Raw genomic sequence first — 12,677 nt, forward strand, 5'->3', positions numbered from 1 at the left:
TTTGATTTGCTAATTGAGGACCTTTATTTATTATAGCATATTTCTAAAAAGAAGCTTTATCCTTCTTGCATTTCGGTGAGAAAACAAAAAGGAGTCCCTTTGAACTCCTTCCATTATTTATGACTTAGTTTCTTGGTCAAGAAATCTCCCAAGAACTGGATCGTAAAGATAATCAAGATGATAATGATGGTTGCCAAGATGGTCACATCGTGATTGTAACGGTTAAATCCATAAGCAATGGCCACGTTACCGATACCACCAGCACCAACTGCTCCCGCCATGGCTGTTTCCCCAACAAGGGAAATCAAAGTCACAGTCGTCACACGAATCAAATCTGGAAGACCTTCTGATAGGTAAACACCCACGATATCCCAGAAGGTCGCTCCGCTTGCTTGAGCAGCCTCAATGACACCACCATCTAACTCAGCCAAGACAACCTGCACCTGACGGGCAAAGAAGGCAAAGACCGCAAAAGAAAGGGGGACAAGGGCTGCATTTGGCCCAATGCTAGTCTTCACAATCAAGTGAGAGAGTGGTGACATGATTGCCAAGAGGATGATGAAAGGAACCGCACGGAAAATAGAGGTAATCTTATCCAAAATCCAAAAGATAACCTTATTTTCCAAGACACCACCTGGCGCTGTCAAGACGAGGAAAAGACCTGCCACCAGCCCCAAGAATCCTCCGATGATGAAGGAAAGAACTGTCATATAAAGAGTTAGGTAGATAGCCGTTCCCCAGCCTGCCTGACCAGCCCAGCCCATCTTGTAGACATTTGGTAAGTAAGTTTGAATCAACTCTGTCATTTTACTGTCCTCCCTTCAATACTTTTAACTGCACACCAGCCTGACGGATGGCTTCTTGAGCACCTGCTAGTGCTGCTTTTTCACCTGACAAGACCACAACCAATTCTCCAACAGGAGTGCCATCGAGAATTTCGATATTTCCATAGAGGATATTAGCCGTTACTTGGTAACGCTTGTACAATTCATTCAAAAGTGGTTCGTCTGTCGAAGCCCCTGCATACTTGAGTTGCACTAAGATACTGTTCTCAGATAAATGTTCTACGATTTCTTGCTTCTCAATCTTAACCATGGCTTCGTCAATACCTGTGGCTGTTGAGATAAAGTCCTGTGTCAAAGGTTGTTTAGGGTCTGAGAAGATTTCAAGGACACTGCCCTCTTCAATCAAACGCCCATCCTGCATAACCGCCACACGGTTGGCAATGTCTTTGACAATCTGCATTTCATGCGTAATCAAGACAACCGTCAAGCCTAATTTTTGGTTCAAATCTTGCAACAAGGCCAAAATTTGCTTGGTTGTTTTAGGGTCAAGGGCAGACGTTGACTCATCTGAAATCAAGATTTTTGGATCATTGGCCAAGGCACGCGCAATAGCCACACGCTGTTTTTGCCCTCCAGATAGTTGTGAAGGGTAGTTTTCAGCACGATCCGCCAAGCCAACCAAGTCCAACAACTTAGCTACTTTTGCCTTCTTTTCTTCCTTGCTGAGTCCAGAGTGTTTGAGGGCAAAGGCTACATTTTCCTCTGCTGTCTTTTGACTCATGAGGTTAAAATGCTGGAAAATCATCCCGATATCTTGACGTTTGCGACGCAACTGCTCTGCCGTCAAGGTCACCTTACCATCAAAAATCACATCGTCGTCAATGGTAATTTTCCCTGCGGATGGTTTTTGCAAGAGGTTAATCACCCGTACAAGGGTTGATTTCCCTGCTCCAGAATATCCAACAATTCCGTAGATATCCCCTTCTTGGATGTGAATGGTCACATCCTTGACCGCTGTGATGGTTCTCTTCTTTTGGTGAAAAGTCACATCGATCTGATCTAACTTGATAATATCTCTACTCATAGCTTCTAATCAGCTCCTCTACTAATTCAATATGGGTGTAGTAATCGGCGATTCGCACGTTTTCATCTCCACCATGGTCTCGGCTATTGGCATTTCCTAGACCGAAGGCCACCATGGGTACCTCTAAGGCATCAAAGACCGTATGCATAGGTCCTGTCCCCGCTGTTGTCGGCAAGACTGAAACGCCCTGTGGATAGAATTTCTTGGCCAACTCGATCACATTAAGAATGGCTGGCGCGCTCATATCGCTTCGATAGCTCATCTCTCCCAAGGTATAGTATAATTCTACCTTATCAAAGCCATTTTTGTCTAGCTGTTTCCGAATTTTTTCCAGAACATCATGCGGTTCTAAGCCAGGAACCAAACGAACTTCTAACTTGGCACTGGCTTCTGCTGGCAAAATCGTTTTCACCCCTTGACCTTGATAACCTGACTGAATCCCTTCGATATTAAGGGCTGGCTCGAAAAAGAAACGTTTTAGGAAGGCTACACGATCCTTTTGTAAGAGAGGCAATTCCAAGCCATAAATGCGACTGATTTCCTCTGGATTGCGTTGGGCATAGGTATCTACCAAGGCTAGTTCTCGTTCATTTGGCCCTTGAACATCCTCGTACAAGCCTTCTACCAAGATACGTCCATCTGCTGCACGTAGACTACTTAGAGCCTGGATAAGATACCATGGAGCTGACTCCACGACACCACCATAACTCGAGTGGATATCCACATCCGCACTTTTCACCTTAGCATCAAAGGTTACAATTCCCTTGTTTCCGCCAGAGATTTCCAGCTGTTCCAAGGCGTTCTTGGTTCCTTGTTCCCAGACTAGCAAGTCCGCCCCACGAAGTTTGTCTGCGTGTTTCTCTAAATACTTATCTAGATCCATGGAAGCAGACTCCTCTGCTCCTTCCATGATAAAGCTGATATTGACAGGCAGGTCATCGTGGTGCTGCATATACTTTCTCAAAGCACTCAAACGAGCTGTGATGTGGCCTTTGTCGTCGTCAACCCCACGCCCATACATAAAGCCATTTCGCACAGAAAGGGTAAAAGGATTCTCTGTCCACACCTGGTCGCCATCTGCTGGCACGGTGTCATAGTGATTATAGAAGATCAAGGTCTTGGCATCCGGACGCGAACTCTTGAAATGCGCCATGACAAAGGGAGCCGTATAAGTCTCATCAATCTCCACTTCAGCCCCTACACGCTTGAAAATCTCACCCAGATAGTTTGCAACTTCCTTGAGTCCAACCTGCTGGGCAAAAACTGATTTCTTGGAAATTAAGGTGCGCAAGACTTCAAAATAATGTTGGGCCACATGATCCTTCTCAAATTTTTCAATCTGCTCTTGTTCACTAGGAAAAACCATTTTCTCTCTCTTTCTACTACCTACTTGTGTCTTCAGAACGACCACAAGTGCCTCTTTAAAATCAACTCTCTATACAAAAGCAAGAGGTGGAAACTCTCTCCCACCTCCCTGTGTCTTATTACCAAACTGGTTGGTCCAAACCGTCTGATGTTTCTTCGATAACTTTTTTCACTTCATCAGTGTGGTAAGCTGCGATAATTTTCTTGATGGCATCAGCCTTAGGTGATGATTCCCAATCTTTTTTCGCAACAATGATGTTGTACCATTGTTTTGAGTTTTCATCAGCTTGTTCTTTAAAGAGTGCTTTCTTGTAGTCCAATTTTGCTTCTGTAACGAAGGTATTGTTTACAACGGCAGCATCAACTGATGACAATGAACGAGCTGTTTGGCTAGCGTCCAATTCAGTAATCTTCAAGTTCTTTGGATTTTCTGTAATGTTCGCAACTGTTGCAAGTGCAGTTCCAGAAACATCCAATTTGATCAAACCAGCTGATTGAAGCAAGTAAAGCGCACGGCTTTCGTTTGTTGCATCGTTTGGTACGGCGATTTCACCGTTATCTGGGATTTCTTCCACTTTGGTGTACTTGTTTTCTTCCCCATTTTTACCTGAGTAAAGGCGGATTGGTGAGATGTAGGTATCTGCAATCGCTACAAGGTCTTTCCCGTTTTCTTTGTTCCAGTTGTTCAAGAAGTTGTAGTGTTGGAAAGCATTCAAGTCTACTTCGCCATCAGCAGTTGCCTTGTTTGGTTGTGAATAGTCTGTGAACTCTGTGAATTCCAATTTAATTCCATCTTTTTCAACCAATTCTTGGATTTTATCCCAACGTGCTTCTTCAGAACCGCTACGGTTAACTGTTGCAATTTTGACAACTGTTTCGTTGTCTGCTTTCTTTTCTGAATTTCCGCAAGCTGCAAGAGTCAAACCTGCGACTGTAGCAAGAGCTGCTACACCGAGCCATTTTTTAATTTTCATGATTCTATCTCCTTTAAAAATAATACCGTAATAGTATCTCATACTTTATTTGATTTAGCAAATTGTTATTAGATAGGCAGACATATAGTTTGAAACTATATACCTAAAAATTGAGAAATCATCCGCCTTTCTCAGACTGGATGATTTCATACGACTATTTAATATCAGCTTCTGCTGGGAGATAAGTGTCTCCGAAGAACTGTTTAGACAATTTTTCAAGAGTTCCGTCTTTGTAGAGTTCTTGGATGCGTTTGTCCACAAATGATTTCAACTCATCTTGACCTTTAGCAAGAAGTGGGTAAACATAAGGTTGTTGGTCGCTTGGAAGTTCGATGACTTTCAAGTTGTCCAAACCTTGGTTCTTGATAACTGTTTCAACACCGATTTTATCAAAGATCTTGTAGTCAAACTGACCATCGCTCAAACGTGACATGATTTGTTGGAAATCAGCCTTGGTGTAGTTAAGAACCGTTGGATTGTCTGCGTGTTGTTTGTTATAATCTTCTAGCTGTTTAGCTGATGTTGTCCCTTGAACAACCTCAGTAGACTTGCCTCCGATATCATCAAGTGACTTGATGCTGTCGTCATCTTTCTTCACAACGAGAACGTTAGGGTTTTTAGCAGTTGGTGCTGCATAAAGGTACTTTTCAGCACGTTCTTTGGTATAGCTGATATTATTCACAGCCATTTGGTAGCGATCGCTATCAAGGCCTGCAAAGACACCTGACCACTCTGTCTTTTCAAACTTGACATCGTATTTGTCAGAGTCTTTAAAGATAGCACGGACTACTTCAATCTCATAACCAGTCAACTCGCCATTTTCTTCGTAGTTGAATGGTTTTGGTGAAGCATTGGTTGCAACGATAATTTCTTTCTTACCAGATGCTGCTTCGCTAGTTGCAGTATCTTTCTTATCTCCACCTGAGCAAGCTGCTAGTACACCTGCGGCAACAAGTCCTAGAGCTGCAAGAGATGAATATTTGACGATTTTTTTCATGTCATTTCCTCCAAAATAGAATACTTTACTATCTTAACAGAAAATATTTTTTTTCGCCATTATATGATATCTATCTCGGTGATAGGTTTTTTTTATGGCTGACTAAAAGACCAGACGTAAGACTGCAATCAAGACTACTCCAAAAAGAACCGTACCCACTAGATTGCGGTAGCGAAAGGCTACCCAAGCCGTTGGAAAGACTGCTAAAAAGTCCAGCCATTTGATCTGAGGAAGGCTGCCAACCTTGCCAGTCACTACGCTTGAAAGGATCAAGGCAAAGATAATGGAAACAGGCAAGAACTTCAAAAAACGCTCAACGATAGCTGGCAACCCCTTGTACTTAACCAAGATGAAGGGAATCATACGAGGTATCCAAGTCACTAGGCCTGAAAAGATAACAGCTAACAAAAGATATTTACTGACCATCTAAGACCACCCCCATGGTACAACCTAGCAAGGTCGCAAACAGAACAGCTAGCGACTGAGACACCACTGTCAAGAACAAAAAGAAGGACACCGCAACAACGGCTAGGATCATCAGCAGATTCCGTACAGGAACCCGTCTTTGCATAATCTGAAATTGTGAAGTAAAAATCCCGATAAACATCCCAACAAGGGCAAAGTCCAAGCCAAAGACTTCAGGATTTGGAAGAAGCCCACCTAAAGCTGTCCCCGCCACTGTCCCAATAAACCAGGCTACATAACTATTGAGATTGTTCCCGTACATCCACATGGGATGAACCTTGTCTGTATGGGCTAATTCTCCCATCAAAACCCCATAGGTTTCATCTGTCAGGAGACTGGACATGCCGATATTTTGCCAGAGACTAGTATGACGGAAATAGGTCGATGCATGCAAGCTCAGCAAAAAGAGTCGCAAGTTGATCAAAAAAACCGTCATAGCAATAGCTGTCACAGGCGCTTGTACTGCAATCAATGCCAACATGGCAAACTGGGCGCTCCCAGCATAAACAAAGAGGCTCATCAAGCCCATCTCAACAGGTGTCACATAGGGCGCGCCAATAATCCCACAAGCCAGGCCAATGCTGACATAGCCAAGGGCAGTCGGCATGGCTGCCTGTACACCTTCCCAAAATCCTTTTTCTTTCATCCTTCTCCTCATATTCTCTCCAATTGAGGCTGTTCATCATCACAGCCACAGCACGGACTATTATAACATATTCAGGAATGAGAAAAAAGTTTCGGAATCGAAACTAAGTGCCAGCAAAAAGTGCTGAAGAGGAAGCATCATGGATACATAAGAAATTGATCCACTCGGATAGTATACTTATCGGTTTCTGTGTCTGTAGCATATTTATTTTCTGTTGGATAGACATCAACCCAGAGTTCCCACTGTTGTCCTTTTAACTTGACCTTGTAGCGATAACCGTCATCATAGATGCCTACTGTCTCAGTTGTCATGGACTGGTAATCTGGGAGTTCTTCAAGCTCTTTTTTTACAGTCTGGGATAAGTTATCGAGCAATGCTTGCTGCTCAGCTTTTGAGGTAACGGGAAAATAAGCCGCTACTGTTTCCAAACGATGCGATTTTGAAAATGTAAAGGTCGCTCGGCCTGGATAGCCTTTCAAAGTAATCTGCTCATAGTGATAGAAAAGGCGACCTGTTTTATAGAAATACGGGTCTTCTGCACGCCAGGTATCGCGATAGGCCGTTTCCTTTTCTTCCTCCACCTCGCTTGCCTTTCCAAATCTTTCTTCAACAGATTTAGGAGACATACCGAACGAAAGGGATTCAAACAAGACCAGTTGTGTTTTTTTGATATTCTGGCAAGCTGATAAAAGCATGAGTAAAACTCCAAGAGCCAGCAGACTACTGATTATTTTTGTAAATTTCATATTTCTACTATACAAAAAAAGTCTATGATTGACAAACTTTGATAGAGTCGGATTCCGTGGTTAAATTCTAAAATTACTTTTTCATTTAAGGTAACAAGGAATTGAACAAGAACCATTATTAGATATTGGAGATAAGAAAAAGACTGGAGCGCCAGCCTTATCATATGAACAAAAATTAAATCAAAGTTCCCTACTAAATGCTCTCACGAATATTCAAGAGCATGACAAATGCGGTTAGGAGTAATAGCAATAGAATAAAGCTGACCGCTAAGGTCCCAAAACTTGTAGCAATCGTTACGAAAACGATTGTGAATAGACTTGGTAAGACAACCGTAATAGCACCAATAGAGGATTGAACCGCTCCCATTGACTCCTCAGGTATTTGTTTAAAGACGAGTTCTTGCAATCTAGGAGAGAGTACCCCTGCGATGAAGGCATCCAAGGAGCTGAAAAGCAGAATCAAACCAAAATGAACTGTGGCAAATCCTACTAGAAGGAGTAACTGGATGACGACCGAAGCGTATAGAGCTGTTTTTATAGAAATCGTATTTTTCAGATAGCCACTTACAAGGCTTCCGACAATAAGTGCTAATAATTCTAGTGTTGATAACAAAGCGAGTGATTGACCAGTTTGTAAATTCAAAAACGGTTGGTTTCTTAAAAAAAGAGTCGAAATAGGAACAGTGACATTGATCACAGCTTGGCTGATAGAGACGATAAATAAAATGAAGATTACTCTATCCATATTCCAGATCAATTTCGATGATTGGAACAAATGCTGGCAAAACGATTTTATAGAAAGACCTTCTTGATAGCTAATTGTTTTTTCAACTTTCAAAAGATCATTTTTTATGAGAAGAATACCTACAAATGCTATCAGAAACGTCAGAGCGTTTAGCAAGGAAATGAACTGAATGGAAAGAATTCCTAGTAAAATCCCTCCTAGAATATTACTGATTGTCCGAACTAAACTAACTGTTGATTGTTTAAAGCCAATGGCTTCTGTCAGATGTTCTTTCCCAATGATTCTTATAAAAATAGGAGTTAGCATGGCTCCTGAAAAGTAACTCAATGTATCCGACAAGAGGTTCATTAAACAAATAAAGAATACGAGCCATAAGGAAAAGGACTGCCCTGAAAGCGAAAGTGCCACTATAGAATAAAGGACAAATTTGACAAAACTAATAACCGTATACTTTAGAACACGATGATGTTGAAAGTCAGCCAAAACTCCCATAAAGATTTGCAGAACTTGAGGAACAGTCTCTGAAATCGTAATGAGTAAAATCGCCAAGGGGGCAAACGAAGCATCTGCCACATAATTCAAAAAAGCAAGATAAAAAATCGTATCCCCAACCGTTGAGATCCACTGGTTGATGGTTAATTGCCTAAAATCTCTATTTTGAATAAATACTTTCATCGCAACTCCTTTTTGAGTTCAAATGGGAAGTTCTCCCCAAGGATAGACCGATATTGCTGAGCACCTAAAATTACAGCAACGGTAAAATTTGACCAATGCCATTGTAGACTATATGCAGTCCAATAGGCCAATAAATGGACTTGGTTACTCTAAATAAAACTGCAAATATGAGACCGCCACCCATATATACGAAAAAGTCTGTCAAGACCCAACCGTGATTACTAATGTGCAAGATTCCAAACAAAGTAGCAGATCCAAGCACATCCAGTCCCCATTTCTTTCCTTTTTCCAGAGCGGTCATCACCAATCCACGATAAATCATCTCTTCAAAAATGGGACCTGCAATCACAGGATAGAAAAAATACATCAAAAATGCTGTAGCTCCTGTAAAAGTAGGGACATCCAGTTGATAAGCAATTTCATTTTTGGTAGATGGGAAAAGATAAAATGTGACGAAATTCCAAATAACAAAAGCAAGAAGAGCTAAAAAGGAATAAAAAAGATAGGAACCTCTAAATTTTCGACTGTTAATTTTCTGCCATTTACCTGACCAAACCATAACAGTAATAGCAAGCAAAACCACAAGAAAATTCAACAGCATATCCGACAAATAATAGGAAAAGTCGGATAGACCAGCAGCAAGATCGCTATGTAAAAGCAAACGAATGAAGAACTGGTCAGCAATGACAAGTAGAATAGTTACAAACAAGTAGTAGCGTGAGATTATCTTTTTCATTTTATTTTCTCCTATACTATGAAATAAAGACAGTATAACACGAAAAATGCCCTATTTTAGAAAATCGCATATTTGACATTTTTTCTTATAGAAATTTCATTTTTGCGATCGTTTGTTAATCGATAAGGTCTTTATATTGCTGTAAGCGTAGTTCAAAAAGAGCTGTTAATTGGGGATTTTCTAATACTTGCAGAGATTGGATAAATTTTTCAATCTCTTTTTGATTGCTTCCCTTGGTTTGAAGGAAAATGCTCAATTTCTTTAAAAATTGCCATGATACTTTCTCAAAAACATCGTATGGTCGGAGCATACTCTCCAACTCAGCTTCAAAAATTGGAATATAGGAAAAAAGTTTGCGCTCCATGAGCTCTGAGATGATATTAAGATAACCACTTTTCATATACAATTGATTGTGTACCAACTCTTTAAATTCCTTAGATTTTTCAAGTAAAGAGGTGGATAAAAAAATCAGATCTTGATTACTTAAGAAGGGCATGGTATTGCAAAAAATATAGAGTTCAAACCAGGTCCAAGACTCAATAGCATAGAGATAAGTAGTTAAAAACTCGCTATCCTCCTCTTCTAGCAGATAGTTTTTATCCAAGGAATGAATGGCATCTTTAATCACAATAGCGTTCAAACGACGATAGGTCTGCGCCATCTGTTCTTGCTCGACCTCCTCTAATAATTGCTCTAAGCCTGCTATATCTTGATGGGCAAAACGATCCACAACCTTTCGACCAATTCGCATATGTGGTGATTCTTGATAGTTGTTAAGCTTGTGTCCAAACTCATCAAAGGTCACATTTATCGCTTGGATAGCTAGAATCAGCTTATCTGCAGACAGCATAGACTGCCCTAGTTCAAACTTGGATAGCTGGGATGCTGTCAGACCCTCACAAGCCACATCTGACTGCTTGAGCCTTCTCGCCAGCCGCAATTCCTTGTAAAATTCTCCCAATTCCATTCTCTCAATCATCTGACCACCTCCTAATTTTTACATATTATATCATCATTTTTACAGATTTGTCAAAATATTCTGACATTTTCTGGAGTAAAAAAGCCAGTTCAAAACTGACTCTTTATTCTATGGTATCAAAGGCGAGGCTTGGTTTGGCGTTGAGGTCCAAGTCTGCAAAGTTTTCTTTATTCCACTCGCTGACGCTGGCATAGGCAATCATACCTGCATTGTCTCCGCAAAGGCGCAGGGGTGGGATGATGACCTTGACATCTGTGATTTCAGCTGCTAGGCGTTCTCTGAGCCCTTTATTAGCTGCCACGCCACCAGCCACGACCAGAGTTTTAACAGGGTATTTTCCCAAGGCCTTCTTGGTTTTGGCCATAAGAATATCCATGACTGCTGCTTGGAAAGATGCTGACAGGTCTTCCTTGGACAAACTCTCTCCCTTTTGCTCGGCATTGTGGTGAAGATTGATAAAGGCAGACTTCAAACCTGAGAATGAAAACTCTAGATTGTCCTCCTTAATCATGGCACGAGGGAAATCATAAATATCCTGCCCCTGATGAGCTAGCTCATCAATCTCGCGACCTGCTGGATAGGTCAATCCCATGACACGGCCAACCTTATCATAGGCCTCACCAACCGCATCGTCTCGTGTCTCCCCAACAATCTTATAATCACCAGCCTCGGAAACATAGACCAACTCCGTGTGCCCACCACTGACCAAGAGGGCTAGCAAGGGAAACTCCAAAGGCTCGACGCTCTGAGCTGCCATGAGGTGGCCCGCCATGTGATTCACGGGGATCAGCGGAAGTCCATGTGCCCAAGCAAAGGCCTTAGCAGCTGATAAACCAACTAGTAAGGCTCCAACCAAGCCTGGTCCATAAGTAACGGCCACGGCTGTTACGTCCTCTTCGGTAATTCCTGCTTCTGCTAGAGCCTCCTCGATACAGGCTGTAATGACCTCTACATGGTGACGACTAGCTACTTCTGGCACTACGCCCCCAAAACGTTTGTGGCTCTCAATTTGACTAGCAATGACATTGGACAAGAGCTGGTCGTCGTTTTTTAAGACAGCGACACTGGTCTCGTCACAGGATGTCTCAAATGCTAAAATATATCTATCCTTCATCTATTTCTCTCTTCATGATGATGGCGTCCTCGACTGGGTCATGGTAGTAGGCCTTTCGCTCAGCGATGACCGCCATCTTTTCTTTCTTGTAAAATGCTTGCGCTCGGTGATTTGACTTTCTGACTTCGAGGAAAATCTCCTTGTCTGTCGGCAATGTTGCAAACAAGGCTGATGCTATTTCCTGTCCTTGATAGGCTTTCTTGACAGCGATTTGCAGGACTTCTGCCTCAAAGAGATTCTCCTGCACAGCTAGAAATCCAATCACTTCTGTTCCATCATAAGCTAGAGCGTACCAAGTTTGGTCTTGGGACAGGTCTGCTTGGATTTGTTCCAGCGTCCAAGGACTGACTGGGTAAACATCTGCCATGACAGCGTAGATGGTTTTAGCTAGTTCAGGCTGTTTTTGGATTCGTTTGATTTCTATCATAGGCGTTTAATGTAAGACCCGCCAGACTCGGTATGGTTCTTGAGCCAGTTTTCCTCAGCTTCAACACGTTTGAGGTAATTTGGCACAAAGTCGTGCAAGGAGTCTGCTTCCTCGTCCCAGGCCCAAAGAGCTAGATTAGCTGCATTTGGCAAGGTTTCTTGATAGCTAGCTTGAGGTAGTTGTTCTTGGATCTGTTCCACAAAGGCTCCAACTTCTCCGACAAAGGTTACCTGTTCAGCATCCTTGACCTGCTCTAGCACTTCCGCAAAAGACAGGTGCGCTTCTGGAAAGACTGGTTTGGCGTTTTGATAAAATCCTGCATAAACATTGTTGCGACGTGCATCCATGATAGGAACCACCAAGCCTTCTTGTTGGCGTGGCACCAGAGCCAATAGGCTAGACATCCCAACTAACTCAATGTTCAGGGTATGAGCCAAGGTCTTGGCAGTTGCTACCGCAATTCGCAAGCCCGTGTAGCTACCTGGCCCTTCAGCGACCACGATTCGATCCAAATCCTTTGATGTCAAATCTAGACTGGCCATCAAAAAATCAATGGCTGGCATAAGGGTAATACTGTGATTTTTCTTGATATTAATCGTCGTCTCGGCAAGAACCTGCTTGTCCTCTAAAATGGCTAGAGAAAGAGCCTTGCTGGACGTATCAAAAGCTAATACTTTCATAACACATTCCTATCTTTTTGTCTGTTTACTATTATACTACAAAAGCCAGCGCATGGGAATTTTCTTTATTTTGAAACAAAAGTTCCTGCCACTTAAACAAGCAATTCTGCACAAAAAATTCAAAAAAGTTGTAGCTTTTTTGAATAGAAAAGTGAACAAGGAAATTGAAAAGTTCTTTGTAAAAAATTTGGATCAGGCATTTATGTTTCAACTCGATTTTTGATACGAAAGAACATCGTCGTAAAAATAAAGATATCAC

At 42.0% G+C, this 12,677-nt stretch carries 14 protein-coding genes; all 14 read right to left on the minus strand.

The annotated features are described in order from the left end of the window. Positions 1 to 113: 113 nt before the first annotated feature. Positions 114 to 806: a methionine ABC transporter permease gene (locus M1F65_RS06595; RefSeq protein WP_000137507.1), complete on the minus strand. Its 693-nt coding sequence runs from the start codon at positions 804 to 806 to the stop codon at positions 114 to 116. A 1-nt stretch (position 807) separates the two neighbouring features. Beyond that, positions 808 to 1,869, minus strand: a complete 1,062-nt coding sequence (locus M1F65_RS06600; RefSeq protein WP_042903024.1) for a methionine ABC transporter ATP-binding protein — start codon at positions 1,867 to 1,869, stop codon at positions 808 to 810. Further along, positions 1,862 to 3,235: a M20 family metallopeptidase gene (locus M1F65_RS06605; protein WP_049550185.1), complete on the minus strand. Its 1,374-nt coding sequence runs from the start codon at positions 3,233 to 3,235 to the stop codon at positions 1,862 to 1,864. Before M1F65_RS06605 ends, M1F65_RS06600 begins: the two co-directional genes overlap by 8 nt. Before the next feature lie 118 nt (positions 3,236 to 3,353). Then, a complete protein-coding gene (locus M1F65_RS06610) occupies positions 3,354 to 4,208 on the minus strand; it encodes a MetQ/NlpA family ABC transporter substrate-binding protein (protein ID WP_000694533.1) in 855 nt (284 codons plus the stop codon). A 154-nt stretch (positions 4,209 to 4,362) separates the two neighbouring features. After that, complete coding sequence (locus tag M1F65_RS06615; RefSeq protein ID WP_000724967.1) at positions 4,363 to 5,205, minus strand: amino acid ABC transporter substrate-binding protein; 843 nt, start codon at positions 5,203 to 5,205, stop codon at positions 4,363 to 4,365. Positions 5,206 to 5,307: 102 nt separating this feature from the next. Further along, positions 5,308 to 5,631, minus strand: coding sequence for an AzlD domain-containing protein (locus tag M1F65_RS06620; RefSeq protein ID WP_000253936.1), 324 nt, complete (start codon positions 5,629 to 5,631; stop codon positions 5,308 to 5,310). Then, complete coding sequence (locus M1F65_RS06625) at positions 5,621 to 6,316, minus strand: AzlC family ABC transporter permease (protein WP_247925656.1); 696 nt, start codon at positions 6,314 to 6,316, stop codon at positions 5,621 to 5,623. Before M1F65_RS06625 ends, M1F65_RS06620 begins: the two co-directional genes overlap by 11 nt. A gap of 137 nt (positions 6,317 to 6,453) precedes the next feature. Further along, the gene (locus tag M1F65_RS06630) at positions 6,454 to 7,062 is read right to left on the minus strand and encodes a hypothetical protein (protein ID WP_084922163.1); all 609 of its coding nucleotides are present in this window, start codon (positions 7,060 to 7,062) and stop codon (positions 6,454 to 6,456) included. Between the two features lie 193 nt (positions 7,063 to 7,255). Beyond that, positions 7,256 to 8,482 (minus strand): MFS transporter, encoded by a 1,227-nt coding sequence (locus tag M1F65_RS06635; protein ID WP_049484706.1) that lies wholly within the window; start codon positions 8,480 to 8,482, stop codon positions 7,256 to 7,258. A 70-nt stretch (positions 8,483 to 8,552) separates the two neighbouring features. Then, positions 8,553 to 9,218: a CPBP family intramembrane glutamic endopeptidase gene (locus M1F65_RS06640; protein ID WP_000720903.1), complete on the minus strand. Its 666-nt coding sequence runs from the start codon at positions 9,216 to 9,218 to the stop codon at positions 8,553 to 8,555. 115 nt (positions 9,219 to 9,333) lie between these two features. Beyond that, positions 9,334 to 10,197, minus strand: a complete 864-nt coding sequence (locus M1F65_RS06645; RefSeq protein ID WP_000572862.1) for an Rgg/GadR/MutR family transcriptional regulator — start codon at positions 10,195 to 10,197, stop codon at positions 9,334 to 9,336. A 103-nt stretch (positions 10,198 to 10,300) separates the two neighbouring features. Beyond that, complete coding sequence (gene tsaD, locus M1F65_RS06650; RefSeq protein WP_000655078.1) at positions 10,301 to 11,311, minus strand: tRNA (adenosine(37)-N6)-threonylcarbamoyltransferase complex transferase subunit TsaD; 1,011 nt, start codon at positions 11,309 to 11,311, stop codon at positions 10,301 to 10,303. Next, positions 11,301 to 11,738 (minus strand): ribosomal protein S18-alanine N-acetyltransferase, encoded by a 438-nt coding sequence (gene rimI / locus M1F65_RS06655; RefSeq protein WP_000569810.1) that lies wholly within the window; start codon positions 11,736 to 11,738, stop codon positions 11,301 to 11,303. The genes tsaD and rimI overlap by 11 nt, the downstream gene beginning before the upstream one ends. Then, entirely contained in the window at positions 11,735 to 12,418 is a 684-nt protein-coding gene (gene tsaB, locus M1F65_RS06660; protein WP_000865685.1) for a tRNA (adenosine(37)-N6)-threonylcarbamoyltransferase complex dimerization subunit type 1 TsaB, read from the minus strand. The genes rimI and tsaB overlap by 4 nt, the downstream gene beginning before the upstream one ends. Between the last annotated feature and the right edge of the window lie 259 nt (positions 12,419 to 12,677).

This window comes from Streptococcus oralis, from assembly GCF_023109195.1.
Lineage (GTDB): Bacteria > Bacillota > Bacilli > Lactobacillales > Streptococcaceae > Streptococcus > Streptococcus oralis_BV.

Bases quoted from the DNA above. Each gene is read 5' to 3' on its own strand.
- M1F65_RS06630 (WP_084922163.1), bottom strand. From the start codon at position 7,062: ATGAAATTTACAAAAATAATCAGTAGTCTGCTGGCTCTTGGAGTTTTA.
- M1F65_RS06610 (WP_000694533.1), bottom strand. From the start codon at position 4,208: ATGAAAATTAAAAAATGGCTCGGTGTAGCAGCTCTTGCTACAGTCGCA.
- tsaD (WP_000655078.1), bottom strand. From the start codon at position 11,311: ATGAAGGATAGATATATTTTAGCATTTGAGACATCCTGTGACGAGACC.
- M1F65_RS06615 (WP_000724967.1), bottom strand. From the start codon at position 5,205: ATGAAAAAAATCGTCAAATATTCATCTCTTGCAGCTCTAGGACTTGTT.
- rimI (WP_000569810.1), bottom strand. From the start codon at position 11,738: ATGATAGAAATCAAACGAATCCAAAAACAGCCTGAACTAGCTAAAACC.
- M1F65_RS06620 (WP_000253936.1), bottom strand. From the start codon at position 5,631: ATGGTCAGTAAATATCTTTTGTTAGCTGTTATCTTTTCAGGCCTAGTG.
- M1F65_RS06600 (WP_042903024.1), bottom strand. From the start codon at position 1,869: ATGAGTAGAGATATTATCAAGTTAGATCAGATCGATGTGACTTTTCAC.
- M1F65_RS06640 (WP_000720903.1), bottom strand. From the start codon at position 9,218: ATGAAAAAGATAATCTCACGCTACTACTTGTTTGTAACTATTCTACTT.
- M1F65_RS06645 (WP_000572862.1), bottom strand. From the start codon at position 10,197: ATGATTGAGAGAATGGAATTGGGAGAATTTTACAAGGAATTGCGGCTG.
- M1F65_RS06635 (WP_049484706.1), bottom strand. From the start codon at position 8,482: ATGAAAGTATTTATTCAAAATAGAGATTTTAGGCAATTAACCATCAAC.
- M1F65_RS06595 (WP_000137507.1), bottom strand. From the start codon at position 806: ATGACAGAGTTGATTCAAACTTACTTACCAAATGTCTACAAGATGGGC.
- M1F65_RS06605 (WP_049550185.1), bottom strand. From the start codon at position 3,235: ATGGTTTTTCCTAGTGAACAAGAGCAGATTGAAAAATTTGAGAAGGAT.
- M1F65_RS06625 (WP_247925656.1), bottom strand. From the start codon at position 6,316: ATGAAAGAAAAAGGATTTTGGGAAGGTGTACAGGCAGCCATGCCGACT.
- tsaB (WP_000865685.1), bottom strand. From the start codon at position 12,418: ATGAAAGTATTAGCTTTTGATACGTCCAGCAAGGCTCTTTCTCTAGCC.